General features: G+C 52.0%; 21 protein-coding genes. 14 read left to right on the forward strand and 7 right to left on the reverse strand.

Annotation, left to right across the window (positions count from 1 at the left end):
- Positions 1-20 precede the first annotated feature (20 nt).
- The gene (locus ACT6RZ_RS10565; RefSeq protein WP_444702073.1) at positions 21-569 is read left to right on the forward strand and encodes a DUF1439 domain-containing protein; all 549 of its coding nucleotides are present in this window, start codon (positions 21-23) and stop codon (positions 567-569) included.
- 91 nt (positions 570-660) lie between these two features.
- Here the strand turns inward: ACT6RZ_RS10565 and ACT6RZ_RS10570 are convergent, their stop codons facing one another.
- Positions 661-1050, reverse strand: coding sequence for an Mth938-like domain-containing protein (locus ACT6RZ_RS10570; RefSeq protein WP_444702074.1), 390 nt, complete (start codon positions 1048-1050; stop codon positions 661-663).
- A 160-nt stretch (positions 1051-1210) separates the two neighbouring features.
- On the opposite strand from ACT6RZ_RS10570, the gene ACT6RZ_RS10575 reads away from it, so the two are divergent.
- The 5 genes from ACT6RZ_RS10575 (at position 1211) to ACT6RZ_RS10595 (ending at position 6819) form a co-directional block, all read left to right on the forward strand.
- A complete protein-coding gene (locus tag ACT6RZ_RS10575; protein ID WP_444702075.1) occupies positions 1211-2437 on the forward strand; it encodes a pyridoxal phosphate-dependent aminotransferase in 1227 nt (408 codons plus the stop codon).
- 60 nt (positions 2438-2497) lie between these two features.
- Complete coding sequence (locus ACT6RZ_RS10580; protein WP_444702076.1) at positions 2498-3811, forward strand: homoserine dehydrogenase; 1314 nt, start codon at positions 2498-2500, stop codon at positions 3809-3811.
- Between the two features lie 62 nt (positions 3812-3873).
- Positions 3874-5307, forward strand: coding sequence for a threonine synthase (thrC, locus tag ACT6RZ_RS10585; protein WP_444702077.1), 1434 nt, complete (start codon positions 3874-3876; stop codon positions 5305-5307).
- A 14-nt stretch (positions 5308-5321) separates the two neighbouring features.
- Positions 5322-6116, forward strand: a complete 795-nt coding sequence (locus ACT6RZ_RS10590) for a thymidylate synthase (protein ID WP_444702078.1) — start codon at positions 5322-5324, stop codon at positions 6114-6116.
- A 175-nt stretch (positions 6117-6291) separates the two neighbouring features.
- Positions 6292-6819 (forward strand): PepSY domain-containing protein, encoded by a 528-nt coding sequence (locus tag ACT6RZ_RS10595; protein WP_444702079.1) that lies wholly within the window; start codon positions 6292-6294, stop codon positions 6817-6819.
- 353 nt (positions 6820-7172) lie between these two features.
- On the opposite strand, the gene ACT6RZ_RS10600 is transcribed toward ACT6RZ_RS10595, so the two are convergent.
- Entirely contained in the window at positions 7173-8297 is a 1125-nt protein-coding gene (locus ACT6RZ_RS10600; protein WP_444702080.1) for a GntR family transcriptional regulator, read from the reverse strand.
- Between the two features lie 371 nt (positions 8298-8668).
- On the opposite strand from ACT6RZ_RS10600, the gene ACT6RZ_RS10605 reads away from it, so the two are divergent.
- Positions 8669-10540 (forward strand): PQQ-dependent dehydrogenase, methanol/ethanol family, encoded by a 1872-nt coding sequence (locus ACT6RZ_RS10605; protein ID WP_444702081.1) that lies wholly within the window; start codon positions 8669-8671, stop codon positions 10538-10540.
- Positions 10541-10738: 198 nt separating this feature from the next.
- Here the strand turns inward: ACT6RZ_RS10605 and rsgA are convergent, their stop codons facing one another.
- The 3 genes from rsgA to ACT6RZ_RS10620 are packed head-to-tail and all read right to left on the reverse strand — an operon-like array spanning position 10739 to position 13159.
- Positions 10739-11614 carry a ribosome small subunit-dependent GTPase A gene (rsgA, locus tag ACT6RZ_RS10610; protein ID WP_444702082.1) on the reverse strand — a complete coding sequence of 292 codons (876 nt, stop codon included), beginning with the start codon at positions 11612-11614 and terminating at the stop codon, positions 10739-10741.
- A 1-nt stretch (position 11615) separates the two neighbouring features.
- The gene (locus tag ACT6RZ_RS10615) at positions 11616-11915 is read right to left on the reverse strand and encodes a c-type cytochrome (RefSeq protein ID WP_444702083.1); all 300 of its coding nucleotides are present in this window, start codon (positions 11913-11915) and stop codon (positions 11616-11618) included.
- Positions 11912-13159 (reverse strand): M48 family metallopeptidase, encoded by a 1248-nt coding sequence (locus ACT6RZ_RS10620; RefSeq protein WP_444702084.1) that lies wholly within the window; start codon positions 13157-13159, stop codon positions 11912-11914. The genes ACT6RZ_RS10615 and ACT6RZ_RS10620 overlap by 4 nt, the downstream gene beginning before the upstream one ends.
- 149 nt (positions 13160-13308) lie before the next feature.
- On the opposite strand from ACT6RZ_RS10620, the gene orn reads away from it, so the two are divergent.
- Complete coding sequence (orn, locus tag ACT6RZ_RS10625) at positions 13309-13875, forward strand: oligoribonuclease (protein WP_444702085.1); 567 nt, start codon at positions 13309-13311, stop codon at positions 13873-13875.
- A gap of 159 nt (positions 13876-14034) precedes the next feature.
- Here orn and glgA read toward each other — a convergent pair whose 3' ends face one another.
- A complete protein-coding gene (gene glgA / locus ACT6RZ_RS10630; protein ID WP_444702086.1) occupies positions 14035-15486 on the reverse strand; it encodes a glycogen synthase GlgA in 1452 nt (483 codons plus the stop codon).
- Positions 15487-15601: 115 nt separating this feature from the next.
- On the opposite strand from glgA, the gene crcB reads away from it, so the two are divergent.
- A complete protein-coding gene (gene crcB / locus ACT6RZ_RS10635; RefSeq protein WP_444702087.1) occupies positions 15602-15973 on the forward strand; it encodes a fluoride efflux transporter CrcB in 372 nt (123 codons plus the stop codon).
- A gap of 115 nt (positions 15974-16088) precedes the next feature.
- Here crcB and ACT6RZ_RS10640 read toward each other — a convergent pair whose 3' ends face one another.
- The gene (locus ACT6RZ_RS10640) at positions 16089-18875 is read right to left on the reverse strand and encodes an Rne/Rng family ribonuclease (RefSeq protein ID WP_444702088.1); all 2787 of its coding nucleotides are present in this window, start codon (positions 18873-18875) and stop codon (positions 16089-16091) included.
- A gap of 605 nt (positions 18876-19480) precedes the next feature.
- Between ACT6RZ_RS10640 and ACT6RZ_RS10645 the strand changes: the two genes are divergently transcribed.
- The 5 genes from ACT6RZ_RS10645 to ACT6RZ_RS10665 all read left to right on the forward strand — a co-directional run bounded on the left by ACT6RZ_RS10645 (position 19481) and on the right by ACT6RZ_RS10665 (position 23244).
- Positions 19481-20599 (forward strand): pseudouridine synthase, encoded by a 1119-nt coding sequence (locus tag ACT6RZ_RS10645; protein ID WP_444702089.1) that lies wholly within the window; start codon positions 19481-19483, stop codon positions 20597-20599.
- A 35-nt stretch (positions 20600-20634) separates the two neighbouring features.
- Positions 20635-21288 (forward strand): HAD family hydrolase, encoded by a 654-nt coding sequence (locus ACT6RZ_RS10650; RefSeq protein WP_444702090.1) that lies wholly within the window; start codon positions 20635-20637, stop codon positions 21286-21288.
- On the forward strand, positions 21285-21635 hold the full coding sequence (locus ACT6RZ_RS10655) for a Rieske (2Fe-2S) protein (RefSeq protein ID WP_444702091.1): 351 nt from the start codon (positions 21285-21287) through the stop codon (positions 21633-21635). Before ACT6RZ_RS10650 ends, ACT6RZ_RS10655 begins: the two co-directional genes overlap by 4 nt.
- A gap of 89 nt (positions 21636-21724) precedes the next feature.
- Positions 21725-22705 carry a S49 family peptidase gene (locus tag ACT6RZ_RS10660; RefSeq protein ID WP_444702092.1) on the forward strand — a complete coding sequence of 327 codons (981 nt, stop codon included), beginning with the start codon at positions 21725-21727 and terminating at the stop codon, positions 22703-22705.
- 80 nt (positions 22706-22785) lie between these two features.
- Positions 22786-23244, forward strand: a complete 459-nt coding sequence (locus ACT6RZ_RS10665; protein WP_444702093.1) for a GNAT family N-acetyltransferase — start codon at positions 22786-22788, stop codon at positions 23242-23244.
- Positions 23245-23290: the final 46 nt, after the last annotated feature.

Consider the following 23290-nt stretch of genomic DNA (forward strand, 5'->3'; position numbering starts at 1 on the left):
GTGTTAAATAAGGCTTACAAATGCGTCTTTTAAAAATCATTTTTTCAGCATTGCTGGTCGTCCTGTTGCTTAGCCAGTGTGCCACCATGATGGGTGAACGCACCGTGCGCATGAGTGCCAGTCAGCTCCAGCAAAAACTGAACAGCAAGCTGGAAAAGCCGTTCACAGTGAAGAAAGTGTTTCATGTGCAGCTTTCCAACGCCCTGGTGACGCTGGACCCGGCCACGGGCAGGATACATACCAGCATGGATGCCAATATAGGCAGTGAATTACTGGCCAACACGGCGACCGGCAAGGCGACCTTGTCCGGGCTGCTCAAATTCGATGCGGCGCGCAATGCCGTGATCCTGGATCAGCCTGCGATAGAAACCATACAGCTGGACGGTGCCAATAGCGAATGGAACGGCATGCTGCAGCAGCTTGCCAGGGAGGCAGGCAGCAAGTGGTTGAATCAACTGGTGTTATATGAGGTGAAGCCGGAACAGCTGGTGTATGGTGGCACGCATTACCAGCCGACTGATCTGCGCATCACCGCTGATGAAGTACTGGTGACTTTAAAGCCCCAGTGACTTTTTCAATCTAGTGACTTTGAAAACAGGGTGACTTTGCTACCCCAGTGATATTGAAATCAGGGTGATAATACAACCGCCCTTGTGCTAACTATGGCGGGGTCAGATGTTTTTCCAGCAATAAGGCCGCCACCACCTTGCGGCCTTCTGCGGTCAGTATATTGAAGGTGCGGCAAGCGGCGGCGGTGGTCATGCATTCGACCGCAATATGTGCCGCCAGAAATGCCTGCAGATGTTTGGGGTGCACAAAACGTTGCTTGTCACCGCTGCCGAGTAACACCACTTCGGGTTTGAATGCCAGAATAGATGCCAGCGCCTGCGCATCCAGGGTCTCCCACGCACCACTGAACCAGTCTGTACTCAGAGAGTCGTCACTGATGATCAGCGACTGCGTGTATGGCTGCTGATTGATGGTGATGGCCTGGCTGTCCACGCCATTGATCTGGTATTGCTGCTCGCTGTTATGCAGGTGTAATTTCATGCGTGGTGATCATCTCTAAACATTCAAAAATAAAACCTTGCATCTACCTGCAGGGGCATTAACTGCTCGCCTGTTTCATTGATGAAGCAAGGGTTTGCAGGTAGAATGAAAGTTTTACTTTAAGAGCTTAACACACGCTAAATGTGTTTGTTAACAGTGTATGCAGCCAGTCAATAAATCAAACAAATTAAGTAATGTCTGTTATGACATCCGCGGCCCGGTGTTGCAGCGCGCCCGCCAGATGGAAGAAGACGGCCAACGCATCATCAAGCTGAACATCGGAAACCCGATGCCATTCGGTTTCAATGCCCCGGAAGAGATCGTGCAGGACGTGATCCACAACATGGATCAGGCCTCTGGCTACACTGACTCCAAAGGCCTGTTTGCCGCGCGTAAAGCCATCATGCATTACACCCAGCAAAAAAATATCGAAGGCGTGACCATAGACGACATCATCATCGGTAACGGTGTGTCTGAGCTGATCGTGATGGCGATGCAGGGGTTGCTGAATAATGGCGATCAGGTGTTGATCCCGATGCCGGATTATCCTTTGTGGACGGCCGCAGTGAATCTGGCTGGCGGCAGTGCTCGCCATTATATCTGTGACGAACAATCAGGCTGGTTGCCAGACCTGAAGGATATCGAAAACAAGATCACCGCCAATACCAAGGGCATAGTCATCATCAACCCGAATAACCCGACTGGTGCCCTGTATCCTGACGAGATCCTGCGCGGCATTGTCGAGATCGCGCGTCACCATGGTCTGGTGATTTTTGCCGATGAGATCTATGACAAGGTGTTGTACGACGGTAATACGCATACTTCTATCGCCTCGCTGGCAGATGATGTGCTGTTCGTGACATTCAACGGGCTTTCAAAAAACTACCGTGCCTGTGGCTATCGTGCTGGCTGGATGATTATTTCCGGCGACAAAAAACCGGCCAGGGATTATATCGAAGGCCTGAATATGCTGGCCTCCATGCGCCTGTGCGCCAATGTGCCCGGTCAACTGGCGATACAGACCGCATTGGGCGGCTACCAGAGTATCAATGACCTGGTGGCACCCAGCGGACGTTTGTGCAAACAGCGCGACCTCGCATATGACATGCTGACCGCCTTGCCCGGCGTCAGCTGTGTCAAGCCGCAGGCGGCCATGTATCTGTTCCCCAGGCTGGATCCCAAAATTTATCCGATTCAGGATGACCAGCAATTCATCCTGGATTTGTTGCTGGAAGAAAAAGTATTGCTGGTGCAGGGCACCGGCTTTAACTGGGCTACGCCTGACCATTTCAGGGTGGTTTTCCTGCCCAATGTCGATGACCTGACAGAGGCGATGACGCGCATAGGCCGTTATCTGGATGGCTACCGTAAAAAACATGGCAAATAGCGCGTGCCTGCACGTGCTGATGATTCATTTAGAGTGTGACTTAAGTTATAGAATGTGAATATGAAAGAACTCAAAGTAGGTTTGTTAGGCATTGGCACTGTAGGCGGTGGTACATACACTGTGATCACTCGCAACCAGTCAGATATTGCGCGCCGGCTCGGCGGCAATATCCGTATCGTGCAGGTGGCAGACCGTAACCTGGAATTAGCCAGGCAAGTCACCGGCGGCCAGGTGGCTGTGACTGACGATGCTTTTGCCGTGGTGAATAACCCTGAAGTGGATGTGGTGGTCGAGCTTATCGGTGGTTATACCATTGCCAAAGAACTGGTGTTAAAAGCCATTGCCAATGGCAAGCACGTAGTCACCGCTAACAAGGCTTTGCTGGCAGTACACGGTAACGAGATTTTCAAGGCTGCCGCTGAAAAAGGCGTGATCGTCGCGTTTGAAGCGGCAGTGGCTGGCGGTATCCCTATCATCAAGGCGCTGCGTGAGGGCTTGAGTGCAAACAGGATAGAGTGGGTGGCCGGCATTATCAATGGCACCACCAATTTCATCCTGACTGAAATGCGTGACAAAGGCCTGGCTTTTGCCGATGTGCTGAAAGAGGCGCAACGCCTGGGTTACGCAGAAGCGGACCCTACGTTTGATGTGGAAGGTATTGATGCCGCCCACAAGCTGACCATCATGGCCAGCATCGCCTTTGGTACCCCTATGCAGTTTGAGCAGGCTTATACCGAAGGCATCACCAAGCTGACGATACAGGATATCCAGTATGCCGAAGAGCTGGGTTACCGCGTCAAGTTGCTGGGTATCAGCAAAAAAACCGAAGCCGGTGTCGAGCTGCGGGTACACCCGACCCTGATCCCGGAAAAACGCCTGATCGCCAACGTGGATGGCGCGATGAACGCCGTAGTGGTCAAAGGTGATGCGGTAGGGCCTACCCTGTATTACGGCGCCGGTGCCGGTGCCGAGCCAACGGCCAGCGCCGTGGTGGCAGACCTGGTGGATATCGCCCGTTTGCAAGGCACGACTGCAGAGCAGCGCGTGGCTTTCCTCGGTTATCAGCTGGAGCAGCAGCAGGCCTTGCCAGTGTTGCCTATCGCCGATGTGCAGTCCGGCTACTACCTGCGTCTGCGCGCTTCTGACAAGCCTGGCGTGATGGCAGATGTGACCAAGATACTGGCCGATCTGAAGATATCCATAGACGCCATGCTGCAAAAAGAGCCGCAAGAAGGTGAAGCCGAGGCCGATATCATTATCCTGACGCATACCACGCAGGAAAAAACCATGGACGCTGCCATCGCCAACATTGAGGCTTTGCCTGCCATTGACGGTGCAGTGACCAAGATTCGTCTGGAAACATTGTCCCGCTAACGCTAGCCATGCTGGTTTGCGCGCTATGCCTGAGCCAGCATTAATACATTAGGTAACCTGTAATGAAATATATCAGTACCCGCGGCCAATCCCCGGCCTTGAGTTTTAGTGAGATCCTGCTTGGTGGCCTGGCGCCGGATGGCGGCCTCTACCTGCCTGAGCAATATCCGCAATTCAGCGACGCTGACCTCACCGCCATGCGTGGCATGAACTATCGTGAACTGGCGTTTGCCATTCTGTCGCGCCTGGTAGATGACAGCGATATTCCGCACAGCGACCTTAAAGCCATCATTGATAAGACCTATAGGGCCGAGGTGTATGGTTTTGCGCGTGCCGGGCAGTCTGCCGAAGACATCACGCCTACACTCAAGCTGGAAGAGAATCTGTACCTGTTAAGCCTGTCCAACGGGCCGACCCTGGCTTTTAAAGACATGGCCATGCAGTTACTGGGTAACCTGTTTGAATACGTGCTGGCCAAAACCGGCCAGACCACCAATATTCTGGGTGCGACTTCAGGCGATACCGGCTCGGCGGCAGAATACGCCATGCGCGGTAAAAAAGGCGTGCGCGTCTTTATGCTGTCGCCGTATCAGAAGATGAGCCGTTTTCAGACTGCGCAGATGTTCAGCCTGCAGGATGACAATATCTTTAATATTGCCGTCAAAGGCGTGTTCGACGATGCGCAGGATATCGTCAAAGCCGTGTCCAATGACCATGGCTTCAAGGCGCAATACAAGATAGGTGCGGTGAACTCCATCAACTGGGGCCGTATCGCCGCGCAGATCGTCTATTACTTTAAAGGCTACCTGGCCGTCACCCAGGATAATAAACAGAAAGTCAGTTTTACCGTGCCTAGCGGCAACTTCGGTAACGTGTGTGCCGGGCATATCGCACGCATGATGGGTCTGCCAGTGGATCAGCTGATCGTAGCCACCAACGAAAACGATGTGCTGGACGAGTTCTTCAGGACCGGGGTCTATGCCCCGCGTGGCGCGGCCAATACCTACCATACTTCCAGTCCGTCCATGGATATCAGCAAAGCGTCCAACTTCGAGCGCTTTGTGTATGACCTGGTCGGGCAGGATAGTGCCAGGGTGCGCGAGCTATGGACAGCAGTGGACCATGGCGGCAAGTTCGATCTGAATGCCGATGGCTACTTTGACCAGGTCGGTGATTTTGGTTTTGTGTCTGGCAGCAGCAATCATGCAGACCGTCTGAAAACCATACGCGCAAGCAAGCAGCAATATGGGGTGACCATAGATACGCATACCGCCGATGGCCTGAAAGTCGCGCTGGAAAAACGCAATCCGCAAGTGCCCATGCTGGTGCTGGAAACCGCTTTGCCGGCCAAGTTTGAAGATGCCATCATCGAAGCGCTGGGCGAAGCGCCCGAGCGCCCGGCCAGCCTGAACGGCCTGGAAGACTTGCCGCAGAGATCCACCGTCATGGATGCCAGCGTCGATGCCATTAAAGCCTTTATAGTCGCTAATACTTGATCAGGAGCCCGTATATGCAACAGTATCATGACCTGCTAAACCATGTGCTTGCACACGGGCACCAGAAAACCGACCGTACCGGCACCGGCACGCTGTCGGTATTCGGCTACCAGATGCGCTTCAACCTGGCAGAAGGTTTCCCCTTGCTGACCACCAAAAAAGTCCATCTGAAATCCATCATTCATGAACTGCTCTGGTTTTTAAAAGGCAGTACCAATATTGCCTATTTAAAAGAAAACGGCGTGAAAATCTGGGATGAGTGGGCAGATGCCGAAGGAAACCTGGGCCCGGTATATGGCTACCAGTGGCGTAACTGGCCCAAGCCGGACGGCTCGCACATTGACCAGATCACTCAGGTCGTCAATCAGATCAAGAAAACGCCTGATTCGCGTCGTTTGATCGTATCTGCCTGGAACGTGGCCGATGTGGACCAGATGAAACTGCCACCTTGTCACGCATTTTTCCAGTTTTACGTGGCAGATGGCAAATTAAGCTGCCAGCTGTATCAACGCAGCGCAGATATCTTCCTTGGTGTGCCGTTTAATATTGCTTCTTACGCACTGCTGACCATGATGGTGGCGCAGGCCTGTAACTTGCAACTGGGTGACTTTGTGCACACACTGGGCGACGCGCATATCTATAACAACCATATGGACCAGGTGAAAGAGCAGTTGTCGCGTACCGAACGCGCCTTGCCCACCATGCGTATCAACCCTGAAGTCAAAGATATCTTCGCTTTCCGCTTTGAAGATTTCACGCTGGAAGGTTACGACCCGCACCCGGCTATCAAGGCGCCAGTCGCCGTATAGTCCAGCGGCTAAAAAGCTTGACAAATGGCTATTTCTAGCCATTTTGTTAACAAGATGTAATTTTTGCAACAAAATAAGTTGTTTTTGTTATCCTTTTTCGCGTTATGTATCGTGGTGCAAGAGTCCCTAGCTTGAGCATCACACTTCAATCATGACATTTAACAAGGAGATCAAAATGCAAATAAAAGTGTCACTTATCACTGCCGCGCTGTGCGGTGTATTGTCCGGTCAAGCTTTTGCTGACCATGCCACTCTCAAACCAAAAGCCTACGATAGCCTGGGCAAGTGCGTAAAAGCCGCTTTATCCAAGCACGACGGCAAGATCGTTAAACTTGAAGCCAAATCAGAGCGCAAGCAACTGGTTTACGAGTTTGACGTGCAATCCAGCGATGGCAAAGCATGGGATATCGAGTGCAATGCTAAAACTGGCAAGATCACTGAAGTAGAAGAAGAAGTCTCAGCGGATGACGAAAGATTCAAGGCCCTGGCCAAAGTGTCTGAAGAAGACGCGAAAGCCACTGCACTGGCTGCGCATCCAGGTAAAGTGGTAGAAACAGAGTACGAGCTTGAGCCAGACGGCAAAGCTTCATACGAGTTTGATATTCTGGAAGCAGACAACGAAGAAGTGAAAGTGGAAGTTGATGCGACCACAGGCAAGATCGTTGAAACCAGCTATGAAGTCTATCAGATCGGCCAGGAGTAAACGCAGATCGGCCAGGAGTAATCGGCTGACTTGAACGGCCTGTATTTCTGAGGCGTTCATCAAAGACAAAAGGCACCGCATCTGCGGTGCCTTTTTTGCATGAGATCAATATGCAAGTTAGGGAGCGTCTACCCCGATAGGAGCAAGTTTGCAGTTGCTCATATCGGTCCTAGTGATAGTCCACTCCCTGCTGGTAATTAGCATTTAATGTGCCAGTCAGACCCTGCTTTTTAAGCGCATGATTGAAAAAATGTTTTTTTGTGTCAATGGGAATTTATCCCGGATTATTGGTGGTTGATTACAGCCAATTGGTTGTTGTATTGACGGTTTGCAACCAGTTTTTTCTGGCAGGTTCAGGCCGCTTGCAGGAAGCGGTGTATGCCTGTCAGCAGCTTTTTGTACTCACCGCGTTTGATCAGCTCGCTCTGCGCCAGCATATTGAGCAGAGAAGACTGCTGCTGTTGCGTATTCAGTGCGCTCAGGAAAGCGCTGGAGAGGTTTTCATTGCTGGCGATATAGCACAGGTTAAAAGCATCACAAAAATCGCCATACAGGCTGCCTATCATCAGGCTTTTGGCATATTTGCTGGCTAATGGCGGCGGGCTTTCCTGGCTGAGGGGGAAACTGCTGCGCTGGTCATCGATCAGCAGCAGGCGGTAATCGGCCAGTTTTTGCGCCAGCAAGGGTTGGTCTGTCAGATAGTTTTCGCTGCTGAACAGGGCTGAGGTGTTGCACCATACTGCCGAAACCGGGTAGTTGATGCAATATTTCTCTATCTGCTCGGCAAGGGCCGCAGCCTGGTTAGCTGTTGTTTCGCTCAGCTGGATCACATGTATGCCCTGTTTTTGCAGTAGCGTGATCAGGCTGGTGCTGATGCTGTGGTCTACCAGTAATATGCCGTCATCAGGATCTATGCTATGGATGACAGCGTTTTGCAGCGCGAGCCAGTTGCCGCAGGCGATATGGTCAGGCGATACCAGAAAGCGTTTTTCATGCGCTAACAGGTTGGCCAGCATGTGCTTGAGGTTGAACAGGCCGGTGGCATCATAATCATGCGTTTGCAGTTTGTGCATATGCAATGCCGCGCGGCGTATGTGGTGCAGGCTGGTCTTCTGTATCAGGGTGTGTATGCTGTTGCTGTACAGGTCTGCGTGTGGCCGCTGCAGCGAGGTCGCCACAGTGTCTGTGCCGGGCAGGGCGTGAGAGGGCTGTTTGATGCGGGCGGTGGCAGTGACAAAGGTGCCGCGTTTAGGCTCGGTGTAGATCAGGCCCAGTGCTGACAGTTCTTCATAGACGCGGGAGACGGTTTTGCGGTTGATGCCCAGGCGTTGCGCGATATCGCGTGAACTGGGCAGGGCACTGCCACCCAGCCAGGCGCCGCCTTCTATCATGCTGCGAAAATGCTCTATCAATTGCTGATGGATAGACGCCGCAGCTTCTTTATCTAATACCAGGGAATAATGCCAGGGTCTGAGCACAGCCAGTGTATACCTTCATTCGTATCAAGTAAGGACGCGATACCGTCGCAAAGACGATGCCGCAATTACCTGAAGATCACACTAGGACGTGTACTCCAATGCAGGCATGATACAAAAGAAATGCATTTCAACAAAGTTTTCGGAAAAATTCCTTATCTGGCCCATGAATAAAACCCGAAACTGGCTGGCTGTCATCGCGTGCTATCTATATTACAGTTACATCCGCTTAATAAAGTGATACATCTGTAACAGGATGAGTAACAGCTCTGGAAGCCTAGTCCGGTAGCAAACTAAGCGTCGCGCAATGTTTTTACGTTTATTCAATATTTTTACAATATTGCTACATGTGATTTATCTCCGGAGATATAACTATGATGAAAATCAAAACTGCTTTTGGTGTTGCTGCTAGCGTAGCACTTGCCTTGCCAGTGCTGGCATTTGCCGCTGCTGATCAGGAAGCCGCCATGAAAGACCCAAATAACTGGGCACATCCACGTGGCCAACACAACAACCAAGGTTATAGCAGCCTGGCACAAATCAACAAAGGCAACATCAAGAACCTGAAAGCTGCCTGGACATTCGCTACCGGTGTAAACCGTGGTCACGAAGGTTCTCCAGTCGTCGTTGGTAACATGATGTATCTGGTCTCTGCTTTCCCGAACAACATTTACGCTCTGGACCTGAACGATAACCAGAAAATCGTCTGGTCTTATTTCCCTAAACAAGACCCTAGCGTTCAAGCGGTTCTGTGCTGTGATAACGTGACACGTGGCCTGGGCTTTGGCGACGGCAAGATCTTCCTGCAACAGAACGACGGTATGCTGGTCGCTCTGGATGCCAAAGACGGTAAAAAGATCTGGGAAGTCAAAAACACTGATCCAAAAGTTGGCGCGACTAACACTAACGCACCACACGTGATCAAAGACAAAGTACTGACCGGCTGTTCAGGTGCTGAATTCGGCGTACGCTGCTTTATCGCTGCATACAACCTGAAAGATGGTTCTCTGGCATGGAAAGCCTACTCAACAGGCCCTGATGCTGAAACATTGCATGACGCAAACACTAACAAAGACAACCCGCTGTACAACGCGCTGTCAGTTTACCAGGACGTAAACGGCGGTAACAAAGAAGGCGGTTCCTTCAAGCGTCTGGAAGCTTCACAGATCAAAGGTGGCGAAAAAGAACTGGGTACACGTACCTGGTTGAAACCACAGGCGATCAAAGATGGCTGGCAACATGGTGGTGGTTCCGTATGGGGCTGGTGGCCGTATGATGCTAAAACAAACCTGGTTTACTACGGTGCTGGTAACCCATCAGTATGGAACCCGGACGTACGTCCAGGCGACAACAAATGGTCTATGACAGTGACTGCACGTGACCTGGACACCGGCGTGGCCAAATGGGCGATGCAAATGACACCACACGATGAGTGGGACTACGATGGCGTAAACGAAGTCATCCTGTTCGACAAAGGTGGCAAAACATACGCATGGCACCATGACCGTAACGGTTTCGCCTACACATGGAACGCAAACACAGGTTCTCTGATCGCTGCTGAAAAAGTACACCCGTTTGTTAACTGGGCTGCTGACGTAGATCTGAAAACAGGCGTACCAAGCAAAGATGGCCGTTACTCTACTCACCAGGACTACAACGCTAAAGGCATTTGCCCGGCTGCATTGGGTACTAAAGACCAGCAACCTGCTGCTTACTCACCAAAAACCGGTTTGATGTATTCTCCACTGAACCACGTATGTATGACATACGAGCCAGTTGAATCCAAATACGTTGCTGGTCAGCCATGGGTTGGTGCGACATTGACCATGTTTGCTGGTCCTGACGGTGTGATGGGTGGCTTTGCTGCTTATGATCCGATGACCAACAAAAAAGTCTGGTACAACAAAGAGAAATTCTCTGCATGGAGTGGCGCTCTGACGACTGCAACAGACCTAGTGTTCTACGGTACTCTGGACCGCTGGTTCAAGGCAGTGGATGCCAAAACTGGTAAAGAACTGTGGAAATTCCAGGTTGGTTCCGGCGCGATCGGTAACGCATTCACCTACGGTAACAAAGGTAAACAATACGTTGGTATCTTCTCTGGTATCGGTGGTTGGGCTGGCGTGGCGATGAACCTGGGTATGACCAGTGACACCGACGCACTGGGTGCTGCTGGTGGTTACAAAGAGTTGACCAAGTACAACGCTGCTCCTGGCGGCGGTGCACTGAATGTATTCTCACTGTAATCCGAGACCCGTCTCAAAGTTACTTTAGACATACATAGTATTAAAAACACCCTGCTCAGGCAGGGTGTTTTGCTTTGTGCAAGGCCAATCACAGGATGCAGCTTTGGGGGTAAACAGCGCTTTGATGAGACGCGAGTTTGATCAGCCAGCAGAACTGGCCATCAACATTATTCGTCGTGAGAGGGTGTTGCCAGCGGCCTAGCCGTAGATATGCACAGCATTTTCAGCACGTATCTGCTGAAATATCTGGTGGCGTGCCGGTGCGATCTCGCCTTTGGCGACCGCTTCCAGTATCACGCAACCCGGTTCATGTGTGTGCGTGCAGTTATTGAATTTGCAGTGGCCTATGTGCGGCCTGAATTCAACAAAGGCATATTCGAGCGCGATGCTATCAATATGGTATAAACCGAATTCCTGCAGGCCGGGGGAATCTATGATCGCGCTGTCATTATCCAGGTGATACAGATGGGTGGCCGTGGTCGTGTGTTTGCCGCTATCCAGCGTGGTGCTGATCTCCTGGGTCTTGCTGCGCACTTCCGGCAATAAACCGTTAATGATGGTGGATTTTCCCATGCCCGATTGACCGACCAGTATGCTGGTATGTCCGGCGAGTATAGGCCGTAAGGCAGCTACCGATTCTTTGGCGTTAAGAGGCAGCGAGATATAGCCCAGTTGCGCATAGCGGGCAAGCTTGTCCAGCGCATCCGGGTTGGGCAGGTCGCTCTTGTTCAGTATGATCACCGCGCGTATGCCGGCGGCTTCGGCCGCGATCAGGCAACGGTTCAGCAGGTCTTCGTAAAAACTGGGCTGGGTCGCCAGCACGATCAGTATCTGTGTGACATTGGCCGCCAGTATCTTGCTTTTAAAGGCGTTGCTGCGATAGAGCAGGGTATCCCGCTCAAGGGTTTTCTCGATCACGCCTTCTTTGTTGGAAGTGAGTTTGACCGAGACGCGGTCACCGGCGGCGTTATCGACTTTTTTGCCGCGCGTGACGCAACTGAGTTTGCGGCCATCAGCCAGCTCGACGTTATAGCGCTTGCCAAAGGCAGCGACGATCAATCCCTGTTCCAGCATATTAGAAATGGTAGTAGTTCTGGTTGAGGTACTGCACCACCTGTTGCTCATCGTCGTCGAACCACTTGAGATTGAGCATGGTGTTGCAGCTGGTGACCTGAGCTTTCAGGCCGTTGAATGAGCGCACTTTTCGGTATTCACGGGTGTAGATGCCGCTGCCATCACCGCCAAAACTGCTGGCATGGCAGGAGATGCAATGTGTTTTCACCAGTTTTTCGCCTGCCCGCAGGTCGGCAGGCGCCGCTGCGTGTGCGCTGGCGGCGGCCAATGTGCTTAATACCAGGATGATGGCTGCTTTCATGCGTAGGTTTGCAATTTGGCGATACGCAGGCTGGCAGGCGGGTGTGAGTCGTAAAAGGCCGAGTGTAACGGGTCTGGCGTCAGCGTAGACGCATTATCACGGTACAGTTTGACCAGTGCATCGATCAGATACTGCGGACGCGACTGCTGCGAGGCGTATTGATCTGCTTCAAACTCGTTCACGCGCGAATAAGCCGCCATCAGGGGGCGCAGGATAAACATGAACACCGGGCTGACCAGCAGAAACAGCAGTAAAGCCATGTGATTGCTGGCCTGCACCACGCCCAGGCCCTGGTAGAACCAGTCCTGTTTCATCAGATAGCCCAGCAACGCCAGGCCTAGCAGGCTGAGGCCGAACATCATGACTATGCGTTTGATCACGTGCTTATGCTTGAAATGGCCCAGCTCGTGAGCAAGCACAGCTTCGATCTCGTCGGCATTGAGTTTCTCCAGCAGGGTGTCAAAAAACACCACCCGCTTGTTTTTGCCAAAACCGGTGAAGTAGGCATTGCCGTGGCCGGAACGTTTGGAACCATCCATCACAAATAAGCCCTGGCTGGTAAAACCGCATTTTTGCATCAATGCTTCAATGCGTGTTTTTAAACTGAGGTCTTGCATGGGGGTGAATTTGTTAAGCAGCGGGGCTATCCATATTGGATAGACTGCCAGCATGAACAGGTTGAATGCGCTCCATACCAGCCAGAGATATAACCACCACCAGTCGCCTGCGCTTTGCATCAGCCACAGGGCAACAAAAAGGATAGGGCCACCAAGCACCAGACCTATGCCGGTATGTTTAAGCAAGTCAGTAAAAAACAGACTACGCGACATATTGTTAAAACCAAACTTTTCGTCGATGTTGAAAGTTTGAACATAATCAAAAGGCAGAGTCGCGGCACTGGAGATCAGCATGGCGGAGCAAATCACCAGGGCGCCGCGGATGATCTCATGTTCAGGTAACCATTGCTGCCAAACCTGATCAAGCATCTGCAACACACCGCCCAGGGTCAATGCCAGCAAGATAGCGGATTCCACCACAGTCTCACCCAACCTGAGCCTGACTTTGGCGCTGGTGTAATCAGCCGCACGTTGATGCGCTTCCAGACTGATGGTTTCCGCAAAAGCCTGGGGTACCTGCTGGCGATTGTGCTGGATATGTCGGATATGCCGTAAGCCCAGCCAGACACGGATAGCGAGACTGATGGCAATGACAGCAATAAATAGTTGAGTAAAGAGTTCTGGCATATCGGTCGTGGGTTCGCTAAGTGATTAAGGCTTAAGTGATGCTGGCTAAGTGATTTCGGTTAGCTATTTTGATGGATTAATATCCACCTTGTTCACTGAACTGAATATAATGTTTCATTTTAATGGAAATCATGACGTGAGGCACACAATTGGCGACTAATCAGGACAATTTAATCTGGCTGGATATGGAAATGAGTGGCTTGCTGCCAGAGACTGATCGTATTCTTGAGCTTGCAGCGGTGGTCACCGACGCGCAGCTGAATGTGATCGCAGAATCCCCGGTGCTGGTCGTTCACCAGTCTGACGCCGTACTGGATGGGATGGATGCCTGGAATAAAGGCACACACGGCCGCAGTGGCCTGATCGAAAAAGTGAAAGCGTCTACGCTGGATGAAGAAGCGGCAACAGATGCCATGCTCACTTTTCTCAAAGAGCACGTCGCGGCCAGCAAATCGCCCATGTGTGGTAATTCTATCTGTCAGGACAGGCGTTTTATGGCGCGTTACATGCCGCGTCTGGAGCAGTTCTTTCATTACCGCAACCTGGATGTCAGCGTATTTAAAGAGTTGTCACGTCGCTGGCGCCCGGATATTTACTCAGGCTTTAAAAAAGCCAGCCGCCATGAAGCACTGGCAGATATTTATGAGTCTATTGATGAGCTTAAATACTACCGTGAGCATTTCCTGGTGATGACGCCGCCAGCCAAGCCGGAATAAGCGGGATCAGATCAAGCGACAAATGCAGGATAAAAAAAAGACGCCTACTTGGGCGCCTTGAGGGAGGAGAAGTTAGCTTTGGAGAAGCTTGATTAGTAATTAGCAGCTTTTGTGCCAACTCTCCTTTTTCCCCTGCATATCATTGAAATTCAGGGCTTATCAGCCTGGAACCAGCGTCTCATATAGCTTCTGATAATGTTTTGCCCGCGTTTCCCAGCTGACATCCTGTCGCATCGCTTGTTTTTGCAGTTGTGACCACTGACCAGAATTGGCAAAAATCGCAATTGCCTGACGCAAGGTGACCAAAAGTGTCCACGGGTTATGGTAGGGCATAACAAATCCTGTCATTTTTGCCGGCAGTTTCCCCTCTGCAGTCAGCACTCCACCATGCACCGAATCTGCCAGCCCGCCGGTGTTGGCCACCACGGGTATGGTGCCGTAACGCAAACCATACATCTGGTTCAGTCCGCACGGCTCAAAACGTGAAGGCATGACAAAAATATCGGTACCCGCCATGATGCGGTGCGACAGGGGTTCGTTATAGCCTATGGTGACAGACACTTGCCCGGGATAAAGCTGCATCAAGGTCTGGTATTGCTGTTCCAGCGCCGGCTCGCCACTGCCCAGCACTGCCAGCTGACAGCCGCTGTCCAGCAGTTGATGGGCAATGGTCGCCAGCATATCCAGGCCTTTCTGGTGCGTCAGGCGGCTCACCACCCCCAGCAATGGGGCCTCGGCATCCACTGTCAGCCCCAGTTCGGTCTGTAGCGCATGTTTGACTTCTTTTTTACAGCGCAATTTATTCACATTGTAGTGCACTGGCAGATAGGCATCGGTCGCCGGGTCCCACACATGGGTATCTATGCCATTGAGTATGCCGGTCAGGTCGGCCGAACGGTGCTGCAACAGGCCCTGAAAGCCAAAGCCGAACTGCTCGGTCTGTATCTCCTTGGCGTAGGTCGGGCTCACGGTAGACAGCGCATCGGCGTAGTAAAGCCCGGCTTTCATAAATGAGACATGGCCAAAGAATTCATAACCTTCGGCTTTAAAATCCTGTTCATCCAGCGTCAGTCTATGACGCCAGTCGGCATGAAAATTACCCTGAAACGCGATATTGTGTATGCTGAACACCGATCTGGTGCTGCTGCCCATCTGGCGCAGGTAGTAGGGCGTCAGGCCGGTTTGCCAGTCATTACAGTGGATCACATCCGGTTGCCACGCCTGCAAGTCATTGGGCAAACACAGCAGGGCTGCCACTTTGGAGAGTACGCCAAAACGCAAGGCATTATCCTGCCATTCGCCGTACTGCGGATGATGGTAAGGCCCGCCCTCGCGGTCATACAGTGACGGGTGGTCGATCAGCAACAGCGGAATGTGCGTGCCAGGCAAGGTAGTCTGGTAAATATCGCAGCGTATATCGTGGAATACCTGCAGTGAGCCCAGTAAACGCGGTGACTCACAGGTAGCCAGAATGCCACGGTAAGCCGGCAGGACGATCTGAATATCCAGCCCGCTGGCGAATAATGCAGTGGGGAGTGCGCCACTTACGTCTGCTAAACCGCCTGTTTTGATAATGGGAAAAATTTCTGAGGTGGCAAATAATAAACGCAAGGGAATCTCTTTAAATCAACTGAATGAGGTGGATAGGCAGTGTCACTAGTAAGTTAGGTAAAGTCACTGGCAAGTTATGATACATTGCCTGAAACGGTTTTAGAAGGACATTAAAATGAAATCCTGGCTAGCAGTGGCGGTCGGCGCAAGTGTAGGTGCATGGATCAGGTGGGGCTTGTCGCTAGGCCTGAATGGAATAGGGGTGATCCCCCTGGGTACTTTTCTGGCAAATGCGGTAGGTGGTTTGCTGATGGGCGTGGCATTAGGCATCTTGCAAACTGTGCCCAGCTTGTCGCCGGAGTGGCGCTTGCTGATGACCACCGGCTTTCTGGGCGGCTTGACCACATTCTCCACTTTTTCGGCAGAAGCATTCACACTGCTGCAAAAGCAGCATTACGGCTGGGCCATGCTGTATATCAGCAGCCATGTCGTCGTCTCTATCGTTTTGACCATCGTTGGTTACTGGTGCGTGCTGCGCTGGCAATAAACGGTGACCTGCCGCATAAAACCAGCCACATAAAAAAAGAGAGCCATCACTGGCTCTCTTTTTTGTTGCCGATCTCAGTTTTACATTGAGACCGGCTGGCTTAGGCTGAGACTGCTTATTTCTTTTGCGTTTCAACCATCACCATAGCGTTGGCTTCAGCGGCTGCTTCATCTTTTTTCCACTTGGCAGCTGAGCGTGGCTTTTTGGCTTTGCCCGCTGCTTCTGCCGGCGCGGCAGCTGCAGGTTTGCTATCACCAGACTTGGTTTCTACCAATTGTATGCCTGGGTCTGCCGCTGTGCTGTCAGGCGTTGCTTTGGCTGCTGCCGGTTTGCGTTTACGTGCTGCCGGTTTCTTCTCCGCAGTGTCTGCCTTGTCAGCAGCTGGTTTGCTGGCCGGTTTGTCAGCTGGTGCTGTTTCAACCAGTTCAATCGATGGCGCAGCTGTAGCAGAGGTCTCTTCTGCTGCTTTACCACGGCCTTTTGCAGCGGTTTTGCCACCGCGGCTACGGTTGCGTGCCGGTTTTTCTGTCGTGCTGTCATCAGCTGGCGCTTTTTCTGCGGCTTTGGCTGCTGGCGCTGGCTTGTCTGACGCTACATTGTCAGCCGTGTCTGCGCTGTTGGCTTTTGCTACAGTTTGCGTTTCAGCCGGTGCGCTGGCCTGGGTCTCAACCCTGGCTTCAGGCTTGGATTCAACCTTGGCTGCAACCGGTGCTGCAGTCGGCTGGCTAGTGGCCTCGGTCTGTGGTGCCGCTTGCGACTCGTTCACCTGGGCATTGTTGTTCAGGCCTTCAGTGTTCTCGGTGCTGCCAGACTCATCACGCGGCCTACGGTCACGACGGCCATGACGGTTGCGGCGGTTGCCACGCTCGCCACGTTCCTTGTTCTCACCTGGTTGCGCGGTCAATGCGGCCTGGTTAGTCTCGGTCTTGGCTGCATCCTGCGCTGGCTGGCGCGGCTGCCTGTCTTGTCTTTCCTGTCTTTCAGGCCTGTCTTGTCTGTCTTTTCCTGCAGGTTTTTCCTGTTGCGGTCTTTCCTGTCTAGGTTTGTTGGCGGCATCCTGATCTCTGGCCGGGCGCTCGCCACGTTCCTGCTGTGGGCGCTCGCGCTGACGGTCACGGTCACGACGGTTACGGTTCTTGTTGCGGTCGCGACTCTGGTCTTTGGTCTCGCGCGCTGGCTTGCTGGTTTCTTCAACGACCTGTTTCTCTTCCAGGCCCAACCAGGATTTGATCACGCCAAAGAATGATTTTTTAGGATCTACAGCGGCCACCACTGGTTTTTCTTCCACGATAGGGGCAGAAGTCGCCGGAGTGATGCCTTTTACCAGGGCTTCAACTTTGCCTGGACCCGCAGCTTGCTCTAAGCTGTGCTGGTAGTCTGACTCAGTCGGCAGGTCGACCATTTTGTAGCTGGCCTGGGTGGTTTCTTCATTGACATCATCACTGCGGATACGCACGATATTGTAGTTAGGCGTTTCCATATGGATGTTAGGGATGAGGATGACCTCAACGCCAGTGCGCTGTTCGATCTTGTGGATATCGGCACGTTTTTCATTGAGCAGGAAAGTCGCCGCTTCAACCGGTAGTTGTACCTGGATGATGGCACTGTTGTCTTTCATCGCTTCTTCTTGCGTGATACGCAGAATATGCAAGGCCGTGGATTCTATGCCGCGGATATGGCCGGTGCCGTTACAGCGTGGGCAGGTCATATGGTTGGTTTCACCCAGGCTAGGGCGCAGGCGCTGACGTGACAGCTCCAGCAGACCAAAGCGCGAGATCTTGCCCATTTGTACACGGGCACGGTCATGGTGCAATGCATCACGCAGTGCATTTTCCACATCGCGCTGGTTACGCTGGTTCTCCATATCGATAAAGTCGATCACGACTAAACCGCCCAGGTCACGCAGGCGCATCTGGCGTGCGACTTCTTCAGACGCTTCCAGGTTGGTATTAAATGCTGTTTGCTCAATATCCGCGCCCTTGATGGAACGGCCGGAGTTGACGTCGATAGACACCAGCGCTTCAGTGTGGTCAATCACGATCGCACCGCCGGAAGGCAGGCGCACTTCACGCGAGAACGCAGATTCGATCTGGTGTTCGATCTGGAAGCGTGAGAACAGGGGGATCTCATCCTGGTACAACTTGACGCGTGTCACATTGCCCGGCATGACGTGGTTCATGAACTGCAAGGCTTGTTCATGCACATCTGCGGTGTCGATCAGGATCTCGCCGATATCGGCACTGAAGTAATCACGGATGGCACGGATCACCAGGCTGCTTTCCTGATAGATCAGGTAAGCACCAGGCTGGAAATTGGAAGCATCTTCGATCGCCTGCCATAATTGTGTCAGGTAGTTCAGGTCCCACTGCAGCTCTTCAGCGGTACGGCCTATGCCGGCGGTACGTGCGATGATGCTCATGCCATTCGGCACTTCCAGCTGCGCCATGGTGTCACGCAACTCATTGCGGTCTTCACCTTCAATGCGACGTGAGACACCGCCTCCACGTGGATTGTTAGGCATCAGCACCAGGTAACGGCCAGCCAGCGAGATAAAGGTGGTTAAAGCTGCACCTTTGCTGCCGCGCTCGTCTTTGTCGACCTGGACGATGACTTCCTGGCCTTCTTTGAGCACATCCTGGATGCGGGCGCGACCTTCAGGTTTCTCCTGAAAGTAGCTGCGTGAGATTTCCTTGAAAGGCAAAAAGCCGTGTCTGTCAGTACCGTAGTCGACAAATGCGGCTTCAAGTGAGGGTTCAATGCGGGTGATCACCCCTTTGTAGATATTGCTTTTACGCTGTTCTTTACCAGCGTGTTCAATATCCAGGTCTATCAGTTTTTGTCCATCGACAATGGCAACGCGTAATTCTTCTGATTGCGTTGCGTTAAACAACATTCTTTTCATGCAGTGCTCCTTGGCGAAGCTGCAGAATAAAAATGAGTACAGGGCGAGCCAGGGTTGTGTATCAACCGCCAGAATTTAACGTGAGGCCAGATTTAACTAGAGGCCAGTGCAATGGCAATTGCAAAGCAATGAAGCAGTGCAGGCATCAATATGCACAATCTTTAAGTATGTCAATGAACCACGAGGGCAATCATATTGATACTCATCTTATCTGACAGAGTTTAGCTGATGAAAGGCTGGATCAGGTGTGTCATTGTTATCCACCTGTGTGATCCAACACTATCTATCTACTAAAATAAAACCCTATGCAGAGTCTAAATTCGTTAAAATTCGGGTTTGGCAAACGCCGGGCTCATATCGTTAATTATTCTGCTTGAGCTTTCGCGTTTCGTATTTCTATTAATTATCGCTACTTGATGGCGAGCGGTATTCACCAAAATTTTTTGATTCTGAATTGACACGCAGGGCCAGTAAAATGGCCGCTGTCGCTAAGGTTGTTTCGTTGCCAGCAATGTGAAAAATTGTTGACGATAGCGGAAAAAACGCAGACCCAGAATGCCGACAGTATATCTATAAGTCCTGATAAAGCAAAGCAAGACCTGCATATGACCCCGAATTCACGACAAACACCGCTACAGGCCTCGCCAGACAACGTGGAAAAGCCTGTCCACCAGGATAAACCAGCCAGTGACCGAGTCACTTTGCTACTGGTGGATGAAGCTTCCGAGACCCAGCGCGTGGACAACTACCTGGCCAAGGTGCTAAAAGGCGTGCCCAAGAGCCACGTCTATCGCATTTTGCGCAGTGGTGAAGTGCGGGTGAATAAAAAACGCGTCACCGCCGAATATCGCCTGCAACTGGGCGACGAGGTCAGGGTGCCACCGATACGCATGGCAGAAGCCGCGCCTAAACCTGGCTTGCCTGCGGTCAGGCCCAAACTGGCCGAGATGGTCATCTATGAAGATGACGCCATGCTGGCGCTGAATAAACCGGCCGGTATGGCCGTGCATGGCGGCAGTGGCATCAGCCTGGGCGTGATCGAACAGTTACGCCTGGAGCGCCCGCAGGCCAAGTTTTTAGAACTGGTGCACAGGCTGGATAGAGAGACTTCCGGCGTGCTGATGATCGCCAAAAAACGTTCGGCCCTGACTGCCCTGCACGAAGCGATGCGCCAGCACAAAATGGATAAACGTTATGTGATGATGGTGCAGGGACAGTGGCAGGAAGCAAAAAAGAAGGTCATTCTTGATCTGCAGAAATATGTGACTGAAAGCGGTGAGCGGCGCGTGCATGTGGTGGAGCAGCCTTTGCTCAACAATGCACCAGGTGGTAGAAAATCACTCAAATCCGCTGGCGTGATCGCCACGCAGCAGGCCGCCAAAGGCCGTTTTGAAGTCGAGACACAAGTCTCTGAGACCTGGTTTTATCTGCAAGAAGCGCTAGGGCAGTTCAGCCTGCTACAGGCCAAACTGATCACCGGGCGTACACACCAGTTGCGCGTGCAGTTATCGCATCTGGGCTTTCCTATTCTGGGTGATGATAAATATGGTGACTTCACACTCAATAAACAGCTAAGCAAGCAACGGTTAAAGCGCATGTATCTGCACTCGAGTGAAACACGCATCGCGCATCCGCTGACCGGCGAGCCATTACATCTGGTTGCGCCATTACCGGCAGAACTGGACACTTTTTTGCAACACCAGCGTCAACTCAATGCTAAATAATAAAAGAATCTGAATAAATGATAGAAGGCGATCTCGTGAAGCAGTTTGATTTGGTTGTTTGGGACTGGGACGGCACCATTGCCGATTCCACTGGCATGATCACACAAGCGCTGATTAAAGCCGCCGATGAAGCCGGCCTGCCTGTGCTCAGTGAAGCGCGTGCGCGCAGCATCATAGGCCTGGGCCTGCGTGAATCCATAGAAGTGCTGTACGGCAATATCCCGGCCGAACAGGCGCAAGCGCTTATCACACACTACAACCGTAACTATTACGCCGCTGAAGAAACCATACTGCTGTTTGCCGGCATCAGCGAAACCATCGCCAGCATCGCCAGAAAAGGCTGTAAGCAGGCAGTGGCGACAGGTAAAGGCCGTCGTGGTCTGAATGCCGCCTTGCAGCTTTCCGGCCTGGCCAAATATTTTAGTGCCACCAAAACAGTAGATGAATGCTTTTCAAAACCGCATCCGCAGATGCTGGACGAGTTGATGGATGAACTGGTGGTCATGCCCGAGCGCACCTTGATGATAGGCGACTCGCAATATGATATGCAAATGGGCAAAAATGCCGGTGTTATCACCGCGGCGGTGAGTTACGGCTCGCAAACTGCCACGCATTTGCAGCAGTATTCGCCGGATAACATGTTTCATGATGTGGCAACATTGAGTGCCTGGTTGCTGGCTGCGACATGAGTGACGCCGTGCTGACATTCAACAGTGCTGATCTGCTGGAAAAAGGCGACGGCCTGCGTTTTGCCATGCCAGCTTTGGGGCCGCATGCCAGCGGATTTGTCGTTCGCTACCAGGGCAAGGCCTATGCTTACGTCAACCGATGCGCCCATGTGCCGGTGGAACTGGACTGGGAACACGGAAAATTTTTCAATATGACACAAGAATGGCTGATCTGCGCCACCCATGGTGCCATGTATTCTCCGCAGAGCGGGCGGTGCATCGTCGGGCCGTGCCAGGGTAAATCGCTGTCGCCTATCCCGGTCAGTGAACACGATGGTATCGTGACCGTGCACCTGGATCAGTTCTGAACAGTTTTATTTTCAGCGCATGATGACTAAATAGTGGCAAACTGATTAAAATCGTCAAGTGACTAAAATTTATTAATGAAAGTTGAGTTATGCAAGAAGAAAACCAGCAGTCGCCACACCTGAAAAACAGCCAGGCCTCTCAGGATTCGGCTATCAGCAGCCTGGAAAAAATAGCCCTGGCCGGCTTGCAGGAACAAAAGGTTTCAAGGCGCTGGTCGATACTGTTCAAATCGCTGACTTTTTTCTACCTGTTTTTCCTGCTGCTGATGCTGCTGGGTTGGGTAGGGGCGAATAAAAACTCCTCGCTGGCACACACTGCCCTGATCGATATCAATGGCGTGATCGAAGCGGGTGGCCAGGTGAATGCTGATGCCGTCATCAGCAGCCTGAAAGACGCTTATGACCATAAAGGCACCAAAGGCATCATCTTGCGTATCAACAGCCCGGGCGGCAGCCCGGTACAAGCCGGCATCATCAATGATGAGATACACCGCCAGCGCAAACTGCACCCTGAAGTGCCGGTGTATGCGGTGGTAGAAGATATCTGCGCCTCTGGCGGTTATTACATTGCCGTGGCCGCGGACAAGATTTTTGTCGATAAAGCCAGTATCGTCGGCTCGATAGGCGTGCTGATGGATGGCTACGGTTTTACCGAATTAATGAAAAAAGTCGGTGTTGAACGCCGCCTGATGACCGCCGGTGATAACAAAGGCATGCTGGACCCGTTCTCGCCTGAGAATCCCAAGCAAAAAGCCTTTGCACAAAACATGCTGGACCAGATACACCAGCAGTTTATCAAGGTGGTGCGTGACGGCCGTGGCAATCGCCTGAAAGAGACCAACGAAACCTTCAGCGGCTTGTTCTGGAACGGCGAAGAAAGCATCAAGCTCGGCCTGGCCGATGCCGAAGGCAGCGCCGACTTTGTGGCGCGTGAAGTGATCAAAGAGTCCGAGATCGTGGATTTCACCTATCAGGAGACCGTGGTCGACCGTTTCGCCAAAAAACTGGGTGCGAGCATGGGCCATGAGCTGGGCCTGAATGCTAAAAACCTGTTACCTATGCTGCGATAGCCCTGACTATCGTTTTTTGGGAAAAGGGACCTTAGGTCCCTTTTTTTATGTCGCAACTTTAATTGATCAGAATGCTCGGCATGACAAATAACTTTTCCGTTACGATACGTACACTCAAAACAGATGATTATGCAGCCTGGAATCAGCTATATGCTGCCTACGCAAACTTTTATACCGTTAAGCAGAGTCAGTTCATGCGAGATCAGGTCTGGCAGTGGATACATCAATCCCAGCCATTGATTCACGCGCTGGTGGCGCTAGATGAGGAGGGAAATGTCGTCGGGCTTTTGCATTTCCGGGCATTTGTGCGTCCACTTGCCGCTAGTATGGGTGGTTATGTAGACGATATATTTGTACTGCCTGAGCTAAGGAGGCGGGGGGTCGCCAGACAATTGATTAAAGCCGTGGTTGTTATCGGACAGACCAACCAGTGGTCAGTGATACGTTGGATGACTGCAGAAGACAATCTGCGTGCAAGGGCTTGTTATGACGGTGTTGCAGAGCACACCCACTGGCAGACGTATCAAATCCAGATTTAAAACGAGTACTTTAAAGTCTTCTGCTTAAATCAGGTTTTGAACCAAG

Origin of the sequence: Methylophilus sp. (genome assembly GCF_052437885.1) — a bacterium.
In the GTDB taxonomy this organism is placed as follows: domain Bacteria; phylum Pseudomonadota; class Gammaproteobacteria; order Burkholderiales; family Methylophilaceae; genus Methylophilus.

Coding starts and splice junctions, on each gene's coding strand:
- ACT6RZ_RS10565 (WP_444702073.1), top strand. CDS start 21: ATGCGTCTTTTAAAAATCATTTTTTCAGCATTGCTGGTCGTCCTGTTG.
- ACT6RZ_RS10570 (WP_444702074.1), bottom strand. CDS start 1,050: ATGAAATTACACCTGCATAACAGCGAGCAGCAATACCAGATCAATGGC.
- ACT6RZ_RS10575 (WP_444702075.1), top strand. CDS start 1,211: ATGCAGCCAGTCAATAAATCAAACAAATTAAGTAATGTCTGTTATGAC.
- ACT6RZ_RS10580 (WP_444702076.1), top strand. CDS start 2,498: ATGAAAGAACTCAAAGTAGGTTTGTTAGGCATTGGCACTGTAGGCGGT.
- thrC (WP_444702077.1), top strand. CDS start 3,874: ATGAAATATATCAGTACCCGCGGCCAATCCCCGGCCTTGAGTTTTAGT.
- ACT6RZ_RS10590 (WP_444702078.1), top strand. CDS start 5,322: ATGCAACAGTATCATGACCTGCTAAACCATGTGCTTGCACACGGGCAC.
- ACT6RZ_RS10595 (WP_444702079.1), top strand. CDS start 6,292: ATGCAAATAAAAGTGTCACTTATCACTGCCGCGCTGTGCGGTGTATTG.
- ACT6RZ_RS10605 (WP_444702081.1), top strand. CDS start 8,669: ATGATGAAAATCAAAACTGCTTTTGGTGTTGCTGCTAGCGTAGCACTT.
- rsgA (WP_444702082.1), bottom strand. CDS start 11,614: ATGCTGGAACAGGGATTGATCGTCGCTGCCTTTGGCAAGCGCTATAAC.
- ACT6RZ_RS10615 (WP_444702083.1), bottom strand. CDS start 11,915: ATGAAAGCAGCCATCATCCTGGTATTAAGCACATTGGCCGCCGCCAGC.
- ACT6RZ_RS10620 (WP_444702084.1), bottom strand. CDS start 13,159: ATGCCAGAACTCTTTACTCAACTATTTATTGCTGTCATTGCCATCAGT.
- crcB (WP_444702087.1), top strand. CDS start 15,602: ATGAAATCCTGGCTAGCAGTGGCGGTCGGCGCAAGTGTAGGTGCATGG.
- ACT6RZ_RS10640 (WP_444702088.1), bottom strand. CDS start 18,875: ATGAAAAGAATGTTGTTTAACGCAACGCAATCAGAAGAATTACGCGTT.
- ACT6RZ_RS10645 (WP_444702089.1), top strand. CDS start 19,481: ATGACCCCGAATTCACGACAAACACCGCTACAGGCCTCGCCAGACAAC.
- ACT6RZ_RS10655 (WP_444702091.1), top strand. CDS start 21,285: ATGAGTGACGCCGTGCTGACATTCAACAGTGCTGATCTGCTGGAAAAA.
- ACT6RZ_RS10660 (WP_444702092.1), top strand. CDS start 21,725: ATGCAAGAAGAAAACCAGCAGTCGCCACACCTGAAAAACAGCCAGGCC.
- ACT6RZ_RS10665 (WP_444702093.1), top strand. CDS start 22,786: ATGACAAATAACTTTTCCGTTACGATACGTACACTCAAAACAGATGAT.